Source organism: Pseudomonas sp. Q1, assembly GCF_009935975.1.
Classification (GTDB): domain Bacteria; phylum Pseudomonadota; class Gammaproteobacteria; order Pseudomonadales; family Pseudomonadaceae; genus Aquipseudomonas; species Aquipseudomonas palleroniana.
In genome coordinates this window covers 17,202-38,257 of record NZ_QODI01000016.1, presented here as the reverse complement: position 1 = coordinate 38,257, position 21,056 = coordinate 17,202, and the positions used below count along the sequence as shown (strand labels likewise).

Below are 21,056 nucleotides of genomic sequence, written 5' to 3'. Positions count from 1 at the left end.
GCCCGGATGCACATGAAGACTCATTTTATGAGCGCCAAAAAAAACGGCCGCTGATTCAGCGGCCGCTCGTTATCCCAGCGCGTTCTTAGAAGATCGCATAGGTATAGTTGAAGATCAGGCGCGTCTGGTCCTGATCCGGCGTGCCGGTGTTGTGGCCGTGGTAAGTACCGGTGCGCAGCGTGGTACCGAAGCCCTTGAGCGGCCCTTCCTGCACGACGTAGTCGAGACGAAAGTCGGTTTCGTTTTCTTTCTGGTCGGAACCGCCGGCCACTTTGGACTTGATGCCGGTACCGTCCAGGTAGGCCACGGACGCTCTCAGGCCAGGTACGAAAGCCTTGAAGTCATAAGAGTACTGACCGAAGTTGACCTGCTCACCGGCACGGGAGAACTGGCCGACCACGGCGTCGGTGAACAGATAGAAGTCGCTGCCGCCCGCACCTTGCGGGTTAGGGTCGGCAAGGCTGCCCTGGTTGACCCAGACGAAGCCACCGTCATCGCTCACACCGATATGGCCAAGCATCAGGCTGCTGCCGCCCAATTGGTAGGTGAACGCGGCGCTGTAGGTTTTGTTGTCCACTTCGCCGGCGTGCTTGGCGTAGCCGCCGTTGTTGTTGAACGCATAGCCGGACTCGCCGTTTTTACCGTCGCTGCTGCTGTCGAAGTAGCGCAGGTCCGTCTTGAACGATTGGTCGTTGCCCAGCGGCAATACGTGGACCAGGCCGAAATAGTTCTGTTTGTAGAAGTTTTCCAGGTTGGCGTAGTAGTACTGCAACGTCAGGTTTTTAGCGATGGCGTTGTCGGAGGAGCCAAACGGCTTGTAATCAAACCCGCCGAATTTGAAGCTGTCGCTGTCACGGGTACCACCGGCCACGCTCAGCCCGGTGGAGTTGCTCGACGCACGGCCTTCGGCCTTGTTCAACTCACCGGCGGTGATACTCACGTTCGGGATGTCGTTGGAAGTGAGGATGCCGCCATCAAAGGTCTGCGGCGCCACGCGGCTGTCGTTCGAGACCAGGATCGGCAACACCGGCGCCAGGCCGCCACCCACATGCAGCTCGGTCTGGGAAATGCGGAACTTCACATTGCCGGCGGCACGGCTGAAGGAGTCGGCCGGTTCGGTACCGTTGTTCTTGGTCGGGAAGAAGCTGTTGCCGTTACCCGCCAGGCCCGGGCCTGCGGTGTGACCATCGCCACCGTCCAGGCGCAACGCACCAAAGGCCATCACGTCGAAACCGACGCCGAGGGTGCCTTGGGTGTAGCCGGACTTATAGTCAAAACGCAGCGCGGTCGCGGTTTCGCGCAGATCGTTGTTGGTCCCCGAGCGGTTATCGGCGCTGTAGTACATGGTCCGCGAACTGACGGACGCATGGCTGTCTTCAAGAAAACCGCTGTGACCGTTGCCTGTACCCAGAGAACCCAGCCCAAAACCATCGGCGCTCGCTTGCTGTGCGAGCACGGCGGCGGTGACAGCTAACGCCAGTGTAGAAATTTTCATTAATGACGGCCCCTAAATCTATTTTTATGTGTGCGGTGTTTAGAACAGCTTTCATCCCTACAAACGTGACGATTGTTTCATGACGCCCTGGGCGCACCTCGTGAAGAATTTGTTAGGAAAGTCGGGGAAAAATGAAATTTCGCAGGGGATGGTTTTTGTCATATTTACGTCATGTCATTCATTCGCAGAATGAAGTCCTGAAGATTCTTCGTTTGCACGCTGGCACCCAGCCCAACAAAATCCAGGCACAAGCCGCGTCATTGCATGCCCCTATCTCTAGTGTTCAGGAATTTTTTTATGCCCAGCGCCGCGCATGTCAGCCCCGACGAGATCCGCAAAGGTTTTTCCAAGGCCATGTCGGACATGTACCGAGATGAAGTTCCGCTGTACGGCGCGTTGATGGCGCTGGTGGCCGAGACCAACAGCCGGGTGTTGAAGGCTGATCCGGGCCTGGCCCGGCAGTTGCGCCGCACCGCAGAGATCGAGCGCCTGGACATGGAACGCCACGGTGCCATCCGCCTGGGCACCGCCGAGGAATTGGCAACCATCAGCCGCCTGTTTGCGGTGATGGGCATGCAACCGGTGGGCTACTACGACCTGACGCCCGCCGGGGTGCCGGTGCATTCAACGGCCTTTCGCGCCGTGCATGAACATTCGCTGCAGGTCAGCCCGTTTCGCGTGTTCACCTCGCTGCTACGCCTGGAACTGATCGAAAACCCCGAGCTGCGCGCCTTCGCCGAACAGGCCCTGGCCAAACGTGCGATCTTCACCCCGGGCGCACTGGCGCTGATTGCACAATCAGAACGGGACGGCGGCCTCAACGCCCAGGACGCTGATGAATTCATCCGCCAGGCCCTGGAAACCTTCCGCTGGCACCACACCGCCACCGTCACCGCTGCGCAATACCAGCAATTGAGCGACCAGCATCGCCTGATCGCCGATGTCGTGGCGTTCAAGGGCCCGCACATCAACCACCTGACACCGCGCACCCTGGATATCGACCAAGTGCAGGCCGCCATGCCTGGCAAAGGCATCACCCCCAAGGCGGTGATCGAAGGCCCACCCTGCCGTCGCTGCCCGATCCTGCTGCGCCAGACCAGCTTCAAGGCCCTCGACGAACCCATCGCCTTCACCGATGCCCAGGGCAGCCACAGCGCACGCTTCGGCGAAATCGAACAACGCGGCGTCGCCCTGACACCCAAAGGCCGCGCCCTGTACGACCAACTGCTGAACGCCGCCCGCGATGCGCTGGGCGCCTTCCCCAATGAAAGCAACGCTGCGCGTTATGTGGCGTTGATGGAACAACACTTCCAAGCCTTCCCCGATGATCATGCACAGATGCGTGAACAGGGCCTGGCGTACTTTCGCTACTTCGCCACCGAACAAGGCTTGGCGGCACGCGGTCACGCCGATCAACCACAGACCCTGGCGGCATTGATCGCAGCCGGCCATGTGGCGGTAGAGCCGTTGGTCTATGAAGATTTCCTGCCGGTGAGTGCGGCGGGGATATTCCAGTCGAACCTGGGGGATGCGGCGCAAAGTCACTACGCAGCCAACGCCAACCAGGCGCAGTTCGAACAGGCGCTGGGGCGTCAGACGATTGATGAATTGCAGCTGTATGGCGAGACGCAGCAGCGCTCCATCGACGAATGCCTGAAAACCCTGCTGAATTGAAATGAGATGCCCGCCCGGCTCAGCTGCGCATTCCATGCGCTGCAAAAATCCCCAGAGCCGGGTGGACGGGGGGCATCATAGGCAGTAAGACGCCGTCTGTCCCCCAGACAATTCTGAACAAATATTGCCTTCGTTCCTACAACATCCGTTGCACAATTTCGTCTTTGATCAACAGCCGCTTTTTCTTCAGTACCTCCACCTGTTCATCACTGGCGCTGGCCGATTCCGCTTTCAGTACCGCGTCGTCGGCGTCCTTGTACTGGTCGAACAGCGCGTCCAGGCGCTTATCACTCGCCCTACGTTGGTGAACCTCTTCCTTGCTTTTACCCAAGTCCTGAATCAGGTCGTGTTTCACTGGCATGGCGTACCTCTGCACGTTGATCAATGGCCTACGCTCTTGAAGCTAGCCCATTGCGCAGGGTCTTGTCATGTCCGGGATCAATAGGGCTCCGTTCGTCGCAAGGCGGGCGATGGGATCAAACCTTTTGCCCAGCCCTGCCCTCCACTCTAGATAGCCACCCGAGGGAGACCGGTTCATGAATCATGCTGCCACCGCTGTCGACACCCAATGCATCAACACGATTCGCACCCTGGCCATGGACGCCGTGCAGAAGGCCAATTCCGGACACCCCGGCACGCCGATGGGCCTGGCGCCGGTGGGGTATACGTTGTGGAGTCGCTTCCTGCGTTATCACCCGCAGCAACCCGACTGGCCCAACCGTGATCGGTTTGTGTTGTCGGTGGGGCATGCGTCGATGCTGCTGTATTCGCTGCTGCACCTGGCCGGTGTGGTCGAGATCGATGCCCATGGCAAACGCTCCGGAGCGCCCGCGATCAGCCTCGACGACATCAAGCAGTTCCGGCAGATGGGCTCCAAGACCCCAGGCCACCCCGAATACCGCATGACTACCGGCGTGGAAACCACCACCGGCCCGCTCGGCCAGGGCTGTGCCAACAGCGTCGGCATGGCCATGGCCGAGCGCTGGCTGGCCAAGCGCTTCAACCGCGACGGCAAGGTGCTGTTCGACTACAACGTCTACACCCTGTGCGGTGACGGCGACATGATGGAGGGTATCAGCGGCGAAGCGGCATCGTTGGCCGGGCACCTGCAGCTGGATAACCTGTGCTGGATCTACGACAACAACACCATCAGCATCGAGGGCCACACGGAGCTGGCGTTCAGCGAAGATGTGATCCAGCGCTTCCAGGCCTATGGCTGGCACACCCTGCACGTCACCGATGCCAATGATCTGCAGGCCCTGAGTGCTGCGCTGGCAACCTTCCAGGCCAACACCGGCGCCCCGACCCTGATCGTGGTCGACAGCGTGATCGGCTATGGCTCGCCCCACAAACACAACACAGCCGCCGCCCATGGCGAGCCGCTGGGTGAAGAAGAAATCCGCCTGACCAAGGCCGCCTATGGCTGGCCACAGGACTCCAGCTTCCTGGTGCCCGATGCGGCGCGTACGGCGTTGCGCGATGCGTTGCTCGAACGCGCCGAGCCCTTGTTCAGCCAATGGAACCAGACCCTGTCCCAGCTCGACGCGCCATTGGCCGACGAACTCCAGCGCATGCGCGCCGGGGAAATGCCGGCACAGTGGCAAGCCGACCTGCCGGACTTTACGGCGGATGCCAAGGGCGTCGCCAGCCGTGCCTCGGGCGGCGAGGTGTTGAACGCCTTCGCCCAGCATATCCCTTGGCTGATTGGCGGGTCGGCGGATCTGTCGCCCTCGACCAAGACCAACCTCACCTTTGAGGGTGCCGGGCGTTTCAGCGCCGACGACTACAGCGGGCGCAACCTGCACTTCGGGATTCGTGAACATGCCATGGGCGCCATCGCCAACGGCATGGCCTTGTCCTACCTGCGGCCCTACACCTCGACGTTCCTGGTGTTCAGCGACTACATGAAACCGCCGATCCGCCTGGCGGCGATCATGGAGTTGCCGGTGGTGTTCGTGTTTACCCACGACTCGATCGGCGTGGGTGAGGACGGGCCAACGCACCAACCCATCGAGCACCTCACGCAGCTGCGGGCCACGCCGGGGTTGCTGACCCTGCGCCCCGGCGATTCCAATGAAACCCTGGAATTGTGGAAGGTAGCCCTGGCGCAAACCCACCGGCCCAGCTGCCTGGTGCTGTCGCGCCAGGCGTTGCCGACCCTGGACCGTACGCAGTATGCGAGCGCCTCGGGGGCGGCCAGGGGCGCCTATGTGCTGGCGGGTGCCGAGCGCCCTGAAGTGTTGCTGTTGGCGACCGGCAGTGAAGTCAGCCTGGCCGTGGCGGCCTATGAACAGTTGACCGCCGAAGGGATTGCCGCGCAGGTGGTTTCAATGCCCTGTTGGGAGCTGTTTGAAGAGCAGGAACGCAGCTATCGCGACAGTGTGTTGCCGCCCGCAGTAAAGGCTCGGATAGCGATAGAACAGGCCGGCCCCCTGGGTTGGGACCGCTATGTCGGGCAGACCGGGGCCAAAGTGGTGATGAACAGCTTCGGGGCTTCGGCGCCGCTGGCCAAGTTGCAGGAGAAGTTCGGGTTTACGGTTGAGAATGTGGTGGAGCTGGCCAGGCAGCAGATCCAACGGGCTCAACACTGAATGCGTTGATTCGCACTTGCTCTCGATGGCGGGGTTCAGTCGACACATGAAGTGACTGACAGGCCGTCATCGGGAGCAAGCCCCCTCCCACAGTTTGTCCCGCATCGGCCTCACAGTTCCCGGGCGAGGAAGGGGGCGGTGCGGCTGGCCTTGCTCTTGGCGACTTTCTGCGGCGTACCACACGCCACCACCTTGCCGCCTTGAGCGCCCGCTCCCGGCCCGATATCGATCACCCAATCACTCTGGGCAACCACGCGCATTTCATGCTCCACCACCACCACGGTGTGGCCGGCATCCACCAGCTGATTCAACTGGCTGAGCAGGCGGTCGACGTCTCGCGGATGCAGGCCGGTGGTCGGCTCATCCAGCACATACAACGTGGCGCCCCGCGCATTGCGTTGCAGTTCGGTGGCCAGCTTGATGCGCTGCGCCTCTCCGCCCGACAACTCCGTCGCCGGCTGGCCCAGGCGCAAATAGCCCAGGCCGATATCCCGCAGTACCTGCAAGGAGCGCAATATCCCCGGCTGCTCGGCGAAGACCTCGACCGCCTGCGCCACCGTCAGCCCCAGCACTTGGGCGATGTTCAAACCCTGCCACTGGATCGCCAGAGTCTCGGGGTTGTAGCGGGCGCCATGGCACGTCGGGCACGGCGCATACACACTGGGCATGAATAACAATTCGACGCTGACAAAGCCTTCGCCTTCACAATTCGGGCAGCGGCCCTTGGCGACGTTGAAGGAAAACTGCCCGGCATCGTAACCGCGCTTTTTCGCCGCTGGCGTGGCGGCGAACAGCTTGCGCACGTTGTCGAACAGCCCGGTGTAGGTCGCAAGGTTCGAACGCGGGGTACGGCCGATGGGTTTCTGATCCACCTGCACCAGACGGCGAAGGTGTTCCAGGCCGCTGCTGATCCGCCCGCCGCTGGCTTGCGGCGCGTCGTCTTCCAGGCTTGGTTCTTCGTCGTTCTCCAGCACGCGCCCCAGGCCCGTGCCCACCAGTTCCAGCAGCGCCTGGCTGACCAGGCTGGATTTACCCGAGCCGGAAATACCGGTCACCGCCGTGAAGCACCCCAGCGGGAACTCCACGTCCAGGTCATTGAGGTTATTGCGCGTCACCCCTTCGAGCTTCAACCAGCCCGAAGGCTCACGGTGCGGCGGCCTCGGCGGGCGCTGTTCGGCAAACAGATACTCGCGGGTCTGCGACGCCTCAACGTCGGCCAAACCGGCCGGCGGGCCGCTGTACAGCACCTGCCCACCCTGCTCGCCGGCCGCCGGGCCGACGTCGATCAGCCAGTCGGCGCGGCGCATGGTTTCCAGGTCGTGCTCGACCACGAACAACGAATTGCCCGCCGCCTTCAAGCGCTCCAATGCGCTGAACAACGCTTCACCATCGGCCGGGTGCAGGCCCGCCGAAGGCTCATCCAGCACATAGATCACGCCGAACAACTGCGAGCCCAATTGAGTGGCCAGGCGCAGGCGCTGCAATTCACCGGACGACAAGGTCGGCGTACTGCGCTCCAGGGACAGATAACCCAGGCCCAATTCGATCAAGGTGTTGACCCGCTCCAGCAGGTCCTGGGCGATGCGCTGCGCCGCCAGGCGCTTTTCCACCGACAGTTTCATCTTGTCCTGCCCCGCCGCCACCGGGCGCAACAGCTCGGCCAAGCGGGACAACGACAACTGCGACAACTCACCGATATCCACCCCGGCAAACTTCACCGACAGCGCCGCCTGGTTCAGCCGCTTGCCTTCGCACAACGGGCACGCGCTGCCCTGCATGAATTGCGCGACGCGCTTTTTCATCAGTGCGCTTTGGGTGTGGGTGAAGGTGTGCAGGATATAACGCCGCGCACCGCTGAACGTGCCCTGGTAGCTCGGCTCCAGTTTGCGCTTGAGGGCGTCGCGGGTCTGTTCGGGGGTGAAGCCGGCATACACCGGTACGGTCGGGGTTTCTTCGGTGAACAGGATCCAGTCGCGCTGCTTTTTCGGCAGGTCGCACCACGGAATATCGACGTCATAGCCCAGCGTCACGAGGATGTCGCGCAGGTTCTGGCCCTGCCAGGCCAGCGGCCAGGATGCCACCGCACGCTGGCGCAGGGTCAGCGACGGGTCCGGCACCATCAGCGCCTCGGTCACCTCATACACGCGACCCAGGCCATGGCACTCCGGGCAGGCCCCCTGGGGCAGGCTCGGCGAAAAGTCTTCGGCGTACAGCATTGGCTGGCCCGGCGGGTAGCTGCCGGCGCGGGAATACAGCATGCGGATCAGGCTCGACAGCGTGGTCACGCTGCCCACCGATGAACGCGCACTCGGCGTGCCGCGCTGCTGTTGCAGGGCCACGGCGGGGGGCAGGCCCTCGATGCTGTCCACGTCCGGGACGCCGACCTGATCGATCAGGCGCCGCGCATACGGCGCCACCGACTCGAAGTAACGGCGCTGCGCCTCAGCATACACCGTGGAAAATGCCAGCGACGACTTGCCGGAGCCGGACACCCCGGTGAACACCACCAGGGCGTCACGGGGAATGTCCACATCGACATCGCGCAGGTTGTGTTCGCGGGCGCCACGCACCCGGACGAAGCCGACCGGGGTAGAAAGCTTGGGCATGTTGCGCTGTGAGGTCATGGACAACCTTGTCGGGTAGTGAGCACCGAGCGCACCCGTTGCGTCAGGGCATCGGGGCTGTAGGGCTTGCTCAGCAAGTTGATATCCGGGCTCAGCAAATGATTGCTGGAGAGAATGTCACGGGTGTGCCCGGAGGTGAACAGCACTGGCACGGGAGGCTGCTGCACGCGGGCCCAGTCGGCCAGGTCCGTGCTTTTGACGCGGCCGGGCATCACCACATCCGTGAAAATCAGGTCCGGCCGTACACCGTCCTGCAACACCCGCATCGCCCGGTCGCCGTCCTCGGCGGTGAGTACGGTATAGCCCGCTTGCTTGAGCAACTCGACGACCGTCAGGCGCACGCCTTCATTGTCCTCCACCACCAGGATGGTCTCCTGGCCGCCGCAGTGCAGCGCCAGTTCTTCCTGTGTGTCCAAGCATTCCGGCTCCAGGCTGTGGGGGAAATACATCTGCACCGTCGAGCCCTTGCCCTCCTCGCTCCACATCTCCACGTGCCCGCCGCTTTGGCGCACGAAGCCGAACACCATGCTCAAGCCCAGCCCGGTGCCCTGGCCCTCGAGCTTGGTGGTGAAAAACGGCTCGAAGACGCGCTTGAGCACCTCCGGGCACATCCCCACGCCGGTGTCGCTGACCGCCAGGCGCACATACTCGCCCGGCTTGATACTTTTACCGGCGCAATCGTCAGGGTTGAGGATTATGTTTTCGCCGGTGATACGAATCACGCCTTCGCCGTGCATGGCATCCCGGGCATTGATCGCCAGGTTGAGCAGCGCGTTTTCCAGCTGGTTGCGGTCGACCTTGATGCACCAGGCATCCGTGGGCATCTGCACATCGATATGAATGGTTTCACCCAACGCACGCTGCAGCAATTCGCCCAGGCCCGCATAGATGCGCTGCGGGTTGTACACCGCCGGCGACAGCGGCTGGCGACGGGCGAAGGCGAGCAGTTGCGCCGACAGCTTGGCGCCGCGCTCAACGGCCTCAATGGCTGCGTTGACCCGGCGCTGCACCTGGGCGTTATCCGGCTCATGCCGGGCCAGCAGGTGCAGGTTGCCGGCGATCACCTGCAGCAGGTTATTGAAGTCGTGGGCTACACCACCGGTCAGGCCGCCGATGGCTTCCAGCTTCTGCGACTGGCGCAGTTGATCCTCGGCAGCGGAGCGCGCCTGCACTTCAGCGGCGACGCGTTGTTCCAGATTGTGGGTAAGTTCCTGGCGCACTTGCTCGGACTTCACCAGTTCGGTGGTCTCCACCACAATCGCCAGCACGCCGGCCGGCTGCTGGTTGTCGCCGGCAACCGGGCTGTAATACAGGTCCAGCCAGACCGTCTCCGGCTTGCCATGGCGCGACAGTACCAGGTCCTTGTTGTTGAATAACAAGGTCCCGCCCGCCAGGCAGGTGTCGACCACATGACGGTTGAAGTCGGCGACTTCCGGCCAACCCAACTCCACCGGCTTGCCCAATAGATACGGGTGGCGGCCACCGGCAAACGCCGAATAGCTGTCGTTATAGATCATGTACCCCGCCCGCCCCCACAGCATCACCATCGGCACGGGCGAGGCCAGCATCATTTGCACGTTGCAGACCAGGCTGGTGGACCACGAGTCGATGGGGCCAAGATCAGTGGTCGACCAGTCGAACGCGCGGATTCGCCGGGCCATTTCACCGGCCCAGCCTTCGCAGCCATGAGAGTTGGATAAAAAATGCATGGGTTGACTCAGTACGAAAAGAAAACATCGACCAGCGTTGGAGCGCGCCAACCCTAGATCGTTTCACCGCCTTAACGCCAGCAGGTAAATGCAACCCGCGTCACAGTCTTCAGTGAAAATCCCGGCTGCGCACATGGATCCCTTCCAGCAGCGGCGTCAGGTCGGTCAAACGTCCGGCGATCAGGTGTCGCACGTCACCCACCGCCTCCCAGCGCCCATCCACCTTGAGCAGCCGAGAGCCAACCAGCGCCTGGCGCTGACGCTCGGCCAAGTCACGCCAGACCACCACGTTGAGGTTACCGAACTCATCCTCCAGGGTGACGAAGGTCACGCCACTGGCCGTGCCGGGCCGCTGCCGCCCCGTAACCAGCCCGGCAATACTCACGTTACGACCATGCTCGACCGCCAGGAGTTCATGGGAGCTGCGGCAGCGTCGCTTGCGCAATTCTTCACGCAACAGCGCCAACGGGTGCGGGCCAAGGGTGGTACCAACGGTGGCGTAATCAGCGTGCAGGTCTTCGCCGACCGAAGGCGCCGGCAACTCCACCACCGCTTCGTCGGGGCTGGGCAGACCGGCGAACAGGCCCAGTTGCTGCTGCACGCCCGCCACCTCCCAGCGCGCTTTGTGCCGATGCCCGGCCAACGCCCGCAAGGCCCCAGCATCCGCCAGCAAGGCCTGGGCCCGCGCATCCAGCCCGGCGCGTGCGCCCAGGTCGGCAATGTCGCTGAATGCCTGGTGTTGGCGAGCGGCCTCGATACGTCGTGCGTCCTCCTCGCGAAACCCCGCGATCATGCGCAAGCCCATGCGGATTGCCGGTTGCGCGCCGTCGATAGGCTCCAGGCTGCAATCCCAGTCGCTGGCCTGGACTTCCACCGGGCGAATCTGTAACCGATGGCGCCGGGCGTCCTGCAGGATCTGGTCCGGGCTGTAGAAACCCATGGGCCAACTGTTGATCAGCGCACAGGCGAAGGCCGCCGGCTCATGGCATTTGAGCCAGCAACTGGCATAGGTCAGCAAGGCGAAACTGGCCGCGTGGGACTCGGGGAAACCATAGCTGCCAAAGCCCTTGATCTGCTCGAAAATCTGCGCGGCAAAGGCTTCGGTGTAGCCGTTCTTGAGCATGCCGTCGCGCAGGCGCTCCTGGTGTGGTTCCAGCCCGCCGTGGCGCTTCCAGGCGGCCATCGAACGGCGCAACTGGTCGGCCTCGCCGGGGCTGTAGTCGGCGGCGACCATGGCGATCTGCATCACCTGTTCCTGGAACAGCGGAATGCCCAGGGTGCGCTTCAACACCGTTTTCAATTGCGGCGACGGGTAAGTGGTGGCTTCTTCATTGTTCCGACGACGCAGGTAAGGATGCACCATGCCGCCCTGGATCGGCCCCGGCCGCACAATCGCCACCTCAATCACCAGGTCATAGAAATTATTCGGCTTGAGCCTGGGCAGCATCGACATCTGCGCCCGCGATTCGATCTGGAACACGCCGATGGTGTCGGCCTTGCTGATCATCGCGTAGGTCGCCGGATCTTCCTTGGGGATCGTCGCCAAGGCCAGGTCACGGCCACGGTGGCGGCGCAACAGGTCGAAACAGCGGCGGATCGCACTGAGCATGCCCAGGGCCAGAATATCCACCTTGAGCAGGCCGACCGCATCGAGGTCGTCCTTGTCCCACTGGATGATGGTGCGCTCGGCCATGGCCGCGTTTTCCACCGGCACCAGGGTGTCCAGCGGGTATTCGGAAATCACGAAGCCGCCGGGGTGCTGCGACAGATGACGGGGAAAACCAATCAGTTGCCGGGTCAGCGTCAGCACGCGGCGCAGGATCGGGCTGTGCGGGTCAAAGCCGCTTTCACGCAGGCGTTCCAGGGGCGGAGCATCGTCACTCCAGCGCCCGCAACAGTCGGCCAGGGCGTTGATCTGGTCCGGCGGCAGCCCCAGGGCCTTGGCCACGTCGCGTACCGCGCCGGCCGCGTGATAACAACTGACCACCGCCGTCAACGCCGCGCGGGTGCGGCCGTAGCGTTGGAACACGTACTGCAACACCTCCTCGCGTCGGTCGTGCTCGAAGTCCACATCAATGTCCGGGGGCTCATTGCGCTCCTTGGACAGGAAGCGCTCGAACAGCATAGCCGTCAGGCTGGGGTCGATCTCGGTGATGCCCAAGGCAAAACACACGGCCGAGTTGGCCGCCGAACCCCGGCCCTGGCACAGGATCGACCGGCTGCGGGCGAAGCGCACGATGTCGTGAACCGTGAGGAAATAGCTTTCATAACCCAGGGTGCCGATCACCTCCAGTTCCTTGTCGATCTGCTGCAAGGTCTTGCTATCAACCCCCTTTGGCCAGCGCCGGGCGATGCCTTCTTGCGTCACGGCACGCAGCCAGGACGTTGCGTCATGCCCCTCGGGCACCAGCTCGCGTGGGTAGTGATAATGCAACTGGCCGAGGTCAAAGGTGCAACGGCGCGCAATGGCCTGGGTCTCGTCGAGCAACGTTTGCGGATACAGCGCAGCCAGGGCGTCGAGATCACGCAAGTGCCGCTCGCCATTGGGGTGCAGGCGCGTGCCGGCCTCGGCCACCGGCACGTGATGGCGGATAGCAGTCATGGTGTCTTGCAGGGCCCGACGGCCGCGCACATGCATATGCACATCACCGCAGGCCACCGCCTTGATATTCAGGCTGGCGGCCAGGTGCAGGCGTTGCTCCAGATGACGCGCATCGTCCTGGCCGCAGTGCAGGTGTACCGCCAGCCACAGGCGTTCGGCGAAGGTGTGGCGCAGCCATTGGATCGACGCCTGGGTGTCGCTGTCTTCGGCCACCCACAATGCCAGCAGGCCCGGCAACGGTTGTTCGAAGTCGGCTGGCAGCAGGCGATAACCGCCCTTTGCGGCACGCCGTCGGGCCAGGGTGATCAAGCGGCACAGGTGCTGATAGCCATTCAGGTCTTCCACCAGCAGCACCAGTTTCGGGCCGTTTTCGATGCGCACTTCGCTGCCGATAATCAACGGCAACGCCACGGCCTTTGCCGCCTGCCAGGCCCGCACGATACCTGCCAGCGTGCATTCGTCGGTGATCGCCAGGGCGCTGTAACCCTGGCCTTTGGCGCGCTCGAACAACTCCAGCGCACTGGAGGCGCCGCGCTGGAAACTGAAGTTGGACAGGCAATGCAGCTCGGCGTAACTCATGCAAACCAACCCTGCAACCACAACCCATCGGGTTCGCCGACGGTGCGGTAGGCCCAGCCTTGCTGGCCGGCACGGGTGCGGATCAGGTAATAGTCGCGACGGATATCCGCGCCGTCCCACCAGCCGGATTCGATGCGCTCCGGGCCCATGAGGATCTGCACGCCCGGCTCGGCCAGCAGGGTCGGCTCGGTCAGCAACCAGCCGGGGCGGCGCACGTTGTCCAGGGGCTGGCACGGGTGTTTGGCCGCTGTCGCTTGCCAGGCGCATTCGGGGCGATGGTCGGCATGAAAACGCAGGCTCTGCACCGCGTCATCGCCAAGCCGCGCGCGCAGGCGTTCGCGCAGTTGCTCCCAGGGCAAGGTCTGTTGCGGGCGGTCGTCGAACAGGTCCTGGCGTTGCGGCACGAATACGGGCAAGTCCTGGGCCAGCAGGCGCACGCCGCGTACCGGCGCGCTGACTTGCACCTGCTCCAGGCGCCCGCGGGCCAGTTCGAACAACATCGAAGGTTCCCGCTCGGCGCTGAGCAGGCCGACCTTGATCACGCTATCGGGTTGCTGGGCGTGTTCCAGGTGCAGGTCATAGCGCTGCACACCACTGTCACGACCGCAGAGGAAGGCAGACAGGTCGCCGGTCAAACGGCGCAAGGGGAAGAGCAGCGCCTGGTGGGATTGCACGTCGAAATTCAATTCGATGCGTGCCTCGAACTGATCCGGCGGCTGATAGAACGCCAAGGCCAATGGCCGTTGCCCGGTGAGGGTATCCAGGTGCTTGAGCAAGCCCGCCTCGAAACGCCGCGCCAGGGTGTGCCGGGGCAACGCCTGCACCTGGGCCAGGGTGCGCAGGCCCATGCGGGACAACGCGATGGCGGCCTGCGGGTCGAGGCCGGCGCGGTCGATGGGCAGCGACGCCAGGGCCTGGCTCAAGGCGTCGTCAGTCACCGCCAGGCCATCGTAGAGATTGGCCAGTACCCGCGCCGCCGCAGGGTTGGGCGCGGCGACGATACGGTGGCGAAAACCTAACTCGTTCAGCTCCTGGCGCAAACGCGCTTCAAACCGCGGCCACGGCCCGAACAGGCCCAGGCTCGACTCGATCTCGAACAATAAGGCGCGTGGGTAGTGCAGACTGACCTGGGAGCTGAAACAGTAGGCCCAGGCCGCGAGGAATTGCTGCCAACGCTCGATCTCGGCGGGGTCGTATTCGGCGCAGGCAAAGGACTTGGCCAGCGCATGGGCCGCCGTCAGCGATTGCCCGGGGCGCAGGCCCAAGGCACGGGCGGCAGCATTGACGGTCTGCAGCACGCGACGTTGCGGGGTACCGGCCAACAACGCGAGGGGTTGGTCCGGCTCGGGATGCACACGCTGCACGCCGTCCAGCGCCAATTGCGGAAAGACAATACACACCCAACGCATGGCAACCTCAGTGCCCCGCCAACGCGATGGGCGCCGGATGGGCCAACCCGCCCCGGCATTTGAGCACCCGCACTTGTGCAGGCGCTGCCTCAACCGCCAGGCGCAAAGCCGCAGGCGACGCATTGACCGCCTCGCTCAAGGCACGCCAGGCAAACGCCAGGGTCTGTCCGGTTTCCGCCGCCACCTGCAAGCGGCGCAGTGCTCGGTCATCGGCCTTGCGCGGCCAGCACAGCACCGCGCCGCAACTACCGGAGCGCAGGCATTGCTCCACCGCCCACAACGCATCGCGCTCCTCGGCCCGGATCACCGACAGCTGGCGCACATCCACCCCGGCGTTCTGCCAGGCGTGGGGGTACGGCGTGTAAGGCGGCGCGACCAACACAATTCGCTCCCCCGCCGCCGACAAGCGCGCCAGGGTCGGCAGCACCAATTGCAATTCGCCGATGCCCTCTTTGGCCATCAGGATTTCGCTCAAGGCCGACTCCGGCCAGCCGCCCGTTGGCAACACCGCATCCAGCCTCGCCAACCCCGTGGGGTGCACGCTGGCCGATGGTGCAACGGGCCGGCCCTTCCACACGCGCCCACCATTGAACAGCGCGTCCAGGGCAACCACGGCGCCCATCAGCCTTGCCTCACCAGGCCACAGAACACCCCTTCAATGGCCAGGTCCTGGTCGGGCCCGACCACGATGGGTTGATAGGCGGGGTTGCGCGGCAGCAGGCGCACGCGCTCGCCACTGCGCTCGAAACGCTTGATGGTGACTTCGCCATCCAGCCGCGCCACGACGATTTGCCCGTTCAACACCTCGGCACTGCGGCGCACGCCCACCAGGTCGCCGTCGAGGATGCCGTCATCGATCATCGAGTCGCCCTGCACCCGCAATAGATAATCCGGGGTTTTCGTGAAGGTGGCAGGGTCCAGTTGCAGGCGGCTGTGCACTTCGGCGTCGGCGCCGATGGGCCGGCCCGCAGCCACTCGGCCGAGCACCGGCACATCCAGCCATTCGGGGCGTGCCGGTTGGTTGAGCAGGCGAATGCCCCGCGCCTGGTTGGGGTTGACCTCGATGAACCCGGCTTCAGTCAGGGCTACCACGTGCTTGCGCGCGACGCTGCGCGAGGCGAAGCCGAACGCCTCGGCGATCTCGGCGAGGCTGGGGGGCTGACCTTGCTGCGCGATACGGTCGCGGATAAAGGTCAGGATGGCGGTACGGCGGGGAGTGAGAGTCGTCATGGAGTACATTTGTACTCCTCTGGGAAATTTCTGACAATAACCGCCAGTCGGGGCTCACCAGCCGTCTTTCAACATCTGCAGTTCCAGATACTGCAGCAGCATGATCGTCTTGCCATCCACAATCTCGCCGTTCTGTACCATCGTCAGCGCCTGCTCGAACCCCAGCTCCAGCACTTCGATATCCTCGCCCTCCTCCTCCAGGCCGCCCCCCGTACCGACCTGATCCGTCGGTTGGTACTCGCCGATAAAGAAGTGAATGCGCTCAGTCACCGAACCCGGGCTCATGAACGCCGAGTAGATTTTCTCCACGTGGCCGACGCGATAGCCGGTCTCTTCTTCGGCTTCCAGGCGAATGCGTTCTTCGGGGCTGGCGTTGTCGAGCAAGCCGGCCGCCGCTTCGATCAGATAGCCGTGGTAGTCGTTGACGAAGGTGGGCATACGGAACTGGCGGATCAGCAACACCGTGCGCTGCGCACGGTTGTACAGCAGGATGGTCGCGCCATTGCCGCGGTCGTACACCTCACGGGTCTGGGCTTGCCAACTGCCGTCCTGGCGGCGCAAGTCGAAACTGTATTTTTTCAACAGGTACCAGTTTTTCGAGAGGGTTTCTTCGGCGGTGATGCGAACGGGGCTGTTGTCCATGGTTGGGCCTCTGTACGTGGGAGGGCGAGCATGTTCCCGGGCGCCGGCCAGCGTCAAGTTGGCAGGTGCGCTCGAGTTCAACGGAGGCGATGTAACACTTTGCAAGCAATACCCACTCACGACTGTCGAATTAATTCCTTACCCGATGTGCCATCTGGTAAAACCCCTGCTTTGTTTTTGTCCTGGAATCTTCATGTCCTCTCGTTTTCTGTCTCGCCTCGGCCTGCGCTGGTTTCCCCTGCTGTGCATGGCGCTGTTGATCATCGGCCTGCCGGTGGGGTGTGCCGTGCTGCAACACAAAGAACGTGAGTTGGTGTTTCGCATCGAACCGGGCACCGCCGGCTGGTATACCGGGCTGCCCAAAGCGGTACAGGAATTCGACCTCAAGCCGGCCAGTTTCAAGTCGGGCCAGAACATTCACGGCTGGTGGTACCCGGCAGACAAGAAGAACGCCCCGGCGATCCTCTACCTGCACGGCGTGCGCTGGAACCTCACCGGCCAGCTGTTTCGCATCGAGCAATTGCACGCCTTGGGGTATTCGGTGCTGGCCATCGACTATCGTGGCTTCGGCCAGAGCCAGGGTGATCTGCCGTCGGAAACCAGTGTCTACGCAGACGCGCGTATCGCCTGGGAACGCTTCAAGGTACTGCAACCCGACCCGAACAAGCGCCTGATCTACGGGCACTCCCTGGGCGGCGCGGTGGCGATCGACCTGGCGGCCGAACTGAGCCGGCAAACGCCGATCCCCGTGCGCGGCCTGGTGATCGAATCCACTTTCACCTCGCTGGGGGACGCGGCGACCGCCGTGGCCAACACCTCGCTGCCGGTGCGCTGGTTGCTCTCGCAGAAGTTCGACTCCATCGACAAGATCGCTGATGTGCACATGCCGCTGCTGGTGGTCCACGGCCTGGCCGACCAGTACGTGCCGCCGCGTTTCAGCCAGCAATTATTCGACGCCGCCCAGCAGCCCAAGCGACTGCTGCTGGTGCCCGGTGCCACCCACAACAACAGCATGAGCCTGGCCGGCCGCAGTTATGGCCAGGCACTGGACAGGTTGATGCAAGCGAAGGCGCCGTCCCAGGTCGTGACACACTCCACAGCACCCGACGGCGACTCCTGAACACGCATTTCGGCACTGAGTTCGCGCTTGCCTGTCAAGCGCAAACCCTGCCCATACTGGTCCTCGCCGGCAGTTGATCAAATATTAACCGCAGGTTAAATCGCCAACCCAGCCGGGTCTTCACAAAGTTATCCACAGAGATACCCACGGTTTTCGTGGACAACTCTTTTTACTTTTTTACGATTTTTTTGCTCAGCAATTCCCTTCAGGCAAGGTTCCCGGCAGCAAAATCTCGCGATTCACATCGCGTATATCGTTATAGCCGCACAGCGCCATCGACACGTCCAACTCGCGGGCGATGATGTCGAGAGCCTTGGTCACGCCCGCCTCCCCCATCGCGCCCAGACCGTACAGATGGGGGCGGCCGATCATCGTGCCCCTGGCCCCCAGCGCGACCGCCTTGAGCACATCCTGGCCGCTGCGGATACCGCCATCGAGCCACACTTCAATGCGCTGGCCTACCGCGTCGACAATCGCCGGCAATTGGCTGATGCTCGACGGCGCCCCATCAAGTTGACGGCCACCGTGGTTACTCACCACCAGTGCATCGGCACCGGCGTCTGCCGCCAGGCGCGCATCGTCCACATCGAGAATGCCCTTGATGATCAGCTTGCCGCCCCAGCATTGTTTGATCCACTCCACATCGTCCCAGCTCAGGCGCGGGTCGAATTGCTGGGCGGTCCATGACGAAAGCGAACTCATGTCGGCCACGCCTTTCACGTGGCCGACGATATTGCCGAACCCACGGCGCCTGGTACCGAGCATGCCCATCACCCAACGTGGCTTGGTCGCCATGTTGAGGATATTCGGCAGGGTCAATCGCGGCGGTGCCGACAGGCCGTTGATCAAGTCCTTGTGGCGTTGCCCGAGGATCTGCAAGTCGAGTGTGAGCACCAGCGCATCCACGCCGGCAGCCTTGGCGCGCTCGATCAACTGTTCGATAAACCCGCGATCACGCATCACATAGAGCTGGAACCAAAACGGCTGGCCGACATGCTCGGCGATGTCCTCCAGTGAACAGATGCTCATGGTCGACAAGGTGTAGCGCAGGCCGAATGCGGCGGCGGCGCGGGCGGTAAGAATTTCGCCGTCGGCGTGCTGCATGCCCGCCAGGCCCGTCGGCGCCAGGGCCACCGGCATGGTCATGTCCTGGCCGATCATCGTAGTGCGGATCGAGCGCTGGTCGATATTGCGCGCCACGCGCTGGCGGAATTTGATCCGGGCGAAATCGCTTTCATTGGCCCGGTAGGTGCTTTCAGTCCAGGAGCCGGAATCGGCGTAATCGTAGAACATCCGTGGGACACGTTTTTGCGCCAGCTTGCGTAAGTCTTCGATGGTTGTGATCAACGTCATCTAGGTCACCTCTCCCTGAACCGAGCACGAAGAGTAACCGTCCAGCGGTTGCGCAACCAGCCATTGCGTTTATGGCAGCAGGCGGCTAATGTCGCACAAACCAGCAAAAATATGCACAAACATGCACAACACTCATCAAGCCACTGACCTGCCTTCCTTGCGCAAACAGAAGATCCTGTTGCTGCTGGAGCGCGACGGAAAAGTCACCGCAGCGGAGCTGGTGGAGCATTTTGCCGTATCCCAGGACACCATCCGCCGCGACCTCGGCGAACTGGCCGCCGCCGGTTTGTTACAGCGCGTACACGGTGGCGCCCTGCCCCGGCCCAAGGACACCGGCAAAGACTTCTTTACCCGGGTCGGCGAGACCAACGAGGCCAAGCGTCAGCTCGCCCAATTGGCGGCGCAGCGCGTGGAGGACGGCCAGATCGTGCTGTTCGATTCCGGTTCGACCACCCTGCGCATTGCCCAATCGCTGCCGCGCTCGATTCACCTGACGGTGGTCACGGCATCACCGATGATCGCCATCGCCCTGGCCGACCATCCCCATGTGAAAGTGATCCTGGCCGGCGGCCAGCTCAACCCGGCCACCCTTTCCACCGGCGGCCACGATGCCGTGCGCCTGATCCAGAGTATCAAGGCAGACCTATTGTTCACGGGCGTGTGCGCCCTGCACCCGCAAGTGGGCATCACCTCGTTGCACTTCGATGAAGTGGTGGTCAAACAGGCCTTGCTCGACAGCGCCTCCCACGTGGTCGCAGTGACCATGGCGGACAAGCTCGGCGCGGTGGAGCCCTTTGTCGTAGCGCCCTGCAACCGTCTTCACACGCTGATTACCGAGTGGCATGTGCCGAGTGTCGAAGCTTATGAACAGCTAGGTCTGGAAGTGGTGCGGGTAGAGGTCGAGTAGGCACAAGGCATCGGCCGTCGCATGACCACTGGCAGTGTTATCGAAAATGCACCACGTGGGCACGCCCGCCGCTACCGAGAGGTCGAGCTGTTGCCCGAACGCCTTCACGCGCTCGGGCCCATAGGCACTGTAATAGATGCGCTCAGCGCCGTGCAGGCGCCAATACTGCACGCCTGGCCAACCGGTGCTCATCTGGATGACAACCGGGTCGGCGATCACCCGGCCGATGTGCAGGTCCATCAGCAGCGACTCGGCCTCTCGCCAGCTGGGATGACGCGGCTCCAGCACCACGGCGCCGGCAAAACGTTGGCGCAATGCCATGAACCAATTCGACGCCACGGCCGGGTCATAGCTCAGTGAGGGCGGTAACTGCACCAGCAGGCAACCGAGCTTTTCACCCAGGTGCAGACACTGTTCCAGAAACTCATCCAGTGCCGTGTCACAACGCTGCAAACGCAGTTCATGGGTGATGCGCTTGGGCACCTTGACCGAAAAGCGAAAGCTTGCCGGCACCGATTGTGCCCAGCGCTCGTAGGTCTTGGGCTGGTGCGCACGATAAAACGAACTGTTGATCTCCACTGCATTGAAGCGCGACGCATAACGTTGCAAATGCGTGCCCTCGTCGGCAAATGCCGGCCAGTGCTCACGGGGCAAACTCCACCCCGCACAGCCTAGATACAACGGTGCGGTCAAAACAGCACCTTGGCCGCATCGCGCATGAAGATTTCGATCGTCTTGGGGCCAACCCCCTCGAACTCACCCAGGCGTTTCTCGAACCCCGGACGGTCGCCACTGGCGTCGCGTATCTGCGTGATCTTGCCGGCATACTCGGCGTTCAACTTGGCGCTAAGGTCCAACAGCCGTTGCGCGGTGGTTTCGTCATAGCGCACGTAGTGGGCACGCCCCAGCATCCTGACCAGTTCGCCAGCAGTGCAGTGCTGCAACTTGCGCGCAGTATCACGCCCCTCTTGCTCGACGATCACGCGGTACGCCTGCGCGGCAATCGGCGCCTGGATTCGCTTGCCCATCAGAAAGCTGGCAATAAACCATTTGAACAGGCTGGCGTCGTCTTCGGGCGCCAGCTCGATACCCAGTTCGGAAGCGGTGATCGACTTGGCCAT

General features: G+C 63.0%; 16 protein-coding genes. 4 read left to right on the top strand and 12 right to left on the bottom strand.

Features of this window, described 5'->3' with window-relative positions:
• Positions 1 to 85: 85 nt before the first annotated feature.
• Positions 86 to 1,495, bottom strand: coding sequence for an OprD family outer membrane porin (locus tag DK870_RS23185; protein WP_060752542.1), 1,410 nt, complete (start codon positions 1,493 to 1,495; stop codon positions 86 to 88).
• A 297-nt stretch (positions 1,496 to 1,792) separates the two neighbouring features.
• On the opposite strand from DK870_RS23185, the gene DK870_RS23180 reads away from it, so the two are divergent.
• On the top strand, positions 1,793 to 3,169 hold the full coding sequence (locus DK870_RS23180; RefSeq protein WP_161549783.1) for a VOC family protein: 1,377 nt from the start codon (positions 1,793 to 1,795) through the stop codon (positions 3,167 to 3,169).
• Positions 3,170 to 3,305: 136 nt separating this feature from the next.
• Here the strand turns inward: DK870_RS23180 and DK870_RS23175 are convergent, their stop codons facing one another.
• Positions 3,306 to 3,530, bottom strand: coding sequence for a YdcH family protein (locus tag DK870_RS23175; protein ID WP_060752759.1), 225 nt, complete (start codon positions 3,528 to 3,530; stop codon positions 3,306 to 3,308).
• 175 nt (positions 3,531 to 3,705) lie between these two features.
• On the opposite strand from DK870_RS23175, the gene tkt reads away from it, so the two are divergent.
• Positions 3,706 to 5,760, top strand: a complete 2,055-nt coding sequence (tkt, locus tag DK870_RS23170) for a transketolase (RefSeq protein WP_161549782.1) — start codon at positions 3,706 to 3,708, stop codon at positions 5,758 to 5,760.
• 110 nt (positions 5,761 to 5,870) lie between these two features.
• Here the strand turns inward: tkt and uvrA are convergent, their stop codons facing one another.
• From uvrA to DK870_RS23135, 7 genes are all read right to left on the bottom strand, one after another.
• Entirely contained in the window at positions 5,871 to 8,384 is a 2,514-nt protein-coding gene (uvrA, locus tag DK870_RS23165) for an excinuclease ABC subunit UvrA (protein ID WP_161549781.1), read from the bottom strand.
• The gene (locus tag DK870_RS23160; protein WP_060752538.1) at positions 8,381 to 10,093 is read right to left on the bottom strand and encodes an ATP-binding protein; all 1,713 of its coding nucleotides are present in this window, start codon (positions 10,091 to 10,093) and stop codon (positions 8,381 to 8,383) included. Before DK870_RS23160 ends, uvrA begins: the two co-directional genes overlap by 4 nt.
• A gap of 109 nt (positions 10,094 to 10,202) precedes the next feature.
• On the bottom strand, positions 10,203 to 13,274 hold the full coding sequence (locus DK870_RS23155) for an error-prone DNA polymerase (protein WP_161549780.1): 3,072 nt from the start codon (positions 13,272 to 13,274) through the stop codon (positions 10,203 to 10,205).
• Positions 13,271 to 14,683 carry a DNA polymerase Y family protein gene (locus DK870_RS23150; protein ID WP_161549779.1) on the bottom strand — a complete coding sequence of 471 codons (1,413 nt, stop codon included), beginning with the start codon at positions 14,681 to 14,683 and terminating at the stop codon, positions 13,271 to 13,273. Before DK870_RS23150 ends, DK870_RS23155 begins: the two co-directional genes overlap by 4 nt.
• 7 nt (positions 14,684 to 14,690) lie before the next feature.
• Entirely contained in the window at positions 14,691 to 15,305 is a 615-nt protein-coding gene (imuA, locus tag DK870_RS23145) for a translesion DNA synthesis-associated protein ImuA (RefSeq protein WP_161549778.1), read from the bottom strand.
• Positions 15,305 to 15,922, bottom strand: coding sequence for a transcriptional repressor LexA (gene lexA / locus DK870_RS23140; protein WP_161549777.1), 618 nt, complete (start codon positions 15,920 to 15,922; stop codon positions 15,305 to 15,307). The genes imuA and lexA overlap by 1 nt, the downstream gene beginning before the upstream one ends.
• A 45-nt stretch (positions 15,923 to 15,967) precedes the next feature.
• Positions 15,968 to 16,555, bottom strand: a complete 588-nt coding sequence (locus tag DK870_RS23135; protein ID WP_161549776.1) for an NUDIX domain-containing protein — start codon at positions 16,553 to 16,555, stop codon at positions 15,968 to 15,970.
• A gap of 193 nt (positions 16,556 to 16,748) precedes the next feature.
• Here DK870_RS23135 and DK870_RS23130 point away from each other — a divergent pair, with 193 nt between their 5' ends.
• On the top strand, positions 16,749 to 17,675 hold the full coding sequence (locus DK870_RS23130) for an alpha/beta hydrolase (RefSeq protein ID WP_161549775.1): 927 nt from the start codon (positions 16,749 to 16,751) through the stop codon (positions 17,673 to 17,675).
• 192 nt (positions 17,676 to 17,867) lie between these two features.
• Here the strand turns inward: DK870_RS23130 and DK870_RS23125 are convergent, their stop codons facing one another.
• A complete protein-coding gene (locus DK870_RS23125) occupies positions 17,868 to 19,028 on the bottom strand; it encodes an alpha-hydroxy acid oxidase (protein WP_161549774.1) in 1,161 nt (386 codons plus the stop codon).
• Between the two features lie 121 nt (positions 19,029 to 19,149).
• On the opposite strand from DK870_RS23125, the gene DK870_RS23120 reads away from it, so the two are divergent.
• A complete protein-coding gene (locus DK870_RS23120; RefSeq protein ID WP_161549773.1) occupies positions 19,150 to 19,935 on the top strand; it encodes a DeoR/GlpR family DNA-binding transcription regulator in 786 nt (261 codons plus the stop codon).
• Here DK870_RS23120 and DK870_RS23115 read toward each other — a convergent pair.
• Positions 19,900 to 20,628, bottom strand: coding sequence for a DUF72 domain-containing protein (locus DK870_RS23115; protein ID WP_161549772.1), 729 nt, complete (start codon positions 20,626 to 20,628; stop codon positions 19,900 to 19,902). The two genes, DK870_RS23120 and DK870_RS23115, sit on opposite strands and share 36 nt — an antisense overlap.
• Positions 20,625 to 21,056 carry a hypothetical protein gene (locus DK870_RS23110; protein ID WP_060752528.1) on the bottom strand — a complete coding sequence of 144 codons (432 nt, stop codon included), beginning with the start codon at positions 21,054 to 21,056 and terminating at the stop codon, positions 20,625 to 20,627. The genes DK870_RS23115 and DK870_RS23110 overlap by 4 nt, the downstream gene beginning before the upstream one ends.

Excerpts from the sequence above, each read along its gene's own strand:
- DK870_RS23110 (WP_060752528.1), bottom strand. The coding sequence starts at position 21,056 with ATGGCCAAGTCGATCACCGCTTCCGAACTGGGTATCGAGCTGGCGCCC.
- DK870_RS23185 (WP_060752542.1), bottom strand. The coding sequence starts at position 1,495 with ATGAAAATTTCTACACTGGCGTTAGCTGTCACCGCCGCCGTGCTCGCA.
- lexA (WP_161549777.1), bottom strand. The coding sequence starts at position 15,922 with ATGTACTCCATGACGACTCTCACTCCCCGCCGTACCGCCATCCTGACC.
- DK870_RS23160 (WP_060752538.1), bottom strand. The coding sequence starts at position 10,093 with ATGCATTTTTTATCCAACTCTCATGGCTGCGAAGGCTGGGCCGGTGAA.
- DK870_RS23125 (WP_161549774.1), bottom strand. The coding sequence starts at position 19,028 with ATGACGTTGATCACAACCATCGAAGACTTACGCAAGCTGGCGCAAAAA.
- DK870_RS23120 (WP_161549773.1), top strand. The coding sequence starts at position 19,150 with ATGCACAACACTCATCAAGCCACTGACCTGCCTTCCTTGCGCAAACAG.
- DK870_RS23135 (WP_161549776.1), bottom strand. The coding sequence starts at position 16,555 with ATGGACAACAGCCCCGTTCGCATCACCGCCGAAGAAACCCTCTCGAAA.
- DK870_RS23150 (WP_161549779.1), bottom strand. The coding sequence starts at position 14,683 with ATGCGTTGGGTGTGTATTGTCTTTCCGCAATTGGCGCTGGACGGCGTG.
- DK870_RS23175 (WP_060752759.1), bottom strand. The coding sequence starts at position 3,530 with ATGCCAGTGAAACACGACCTGATTCAGGACTTGGGTAAAAGCAAGGAA.
- imuA (WP_161549778.1), bottom strand. The coding sequence starts at position 15,305 with ATGGGCGCCGTGGTTGCCCTGGACGCGCTGTTCAATGGTGGGCGCGTG.
- DK870_RS23155 (WP_161549780.1), bottom strand. The coding sequence starts at position 13,274 with ATGAGTTACGCCGAGCTGCATTGCCTGTCCAACTTCAGTTTCCAGCGC.
- DK870_RS23180 (WP_161549783.1), top strand. The coding sequence starts at position 1,793 with ATGCCCAGCGCCGCGCATGTCAGCCCCGACGAGATCCGCAAAGGTTTT.
- uvrA (WP_161549781.1), bottom strand. The coding sequence starts at position 8,384 with ATGACCTCACAGCGCAACATGCCCAAGCTTTCTACCCCGGTCGGCTTC.
- tkt (WP_161549782.1), top strand. The coding sequence starts at position 3,706 with ATGAATCATGCTGCCACCGCTGTCGACACCCAATGCATCAACACGATT.
- DK870_RS23130 (WP_161549775.1), top strand. The coding sequence starts at position 16,749 with ATGTCCTCTCGTTTTCTGTCTCGCCTCGGCCTGCGCTGGTTTCCCCTG.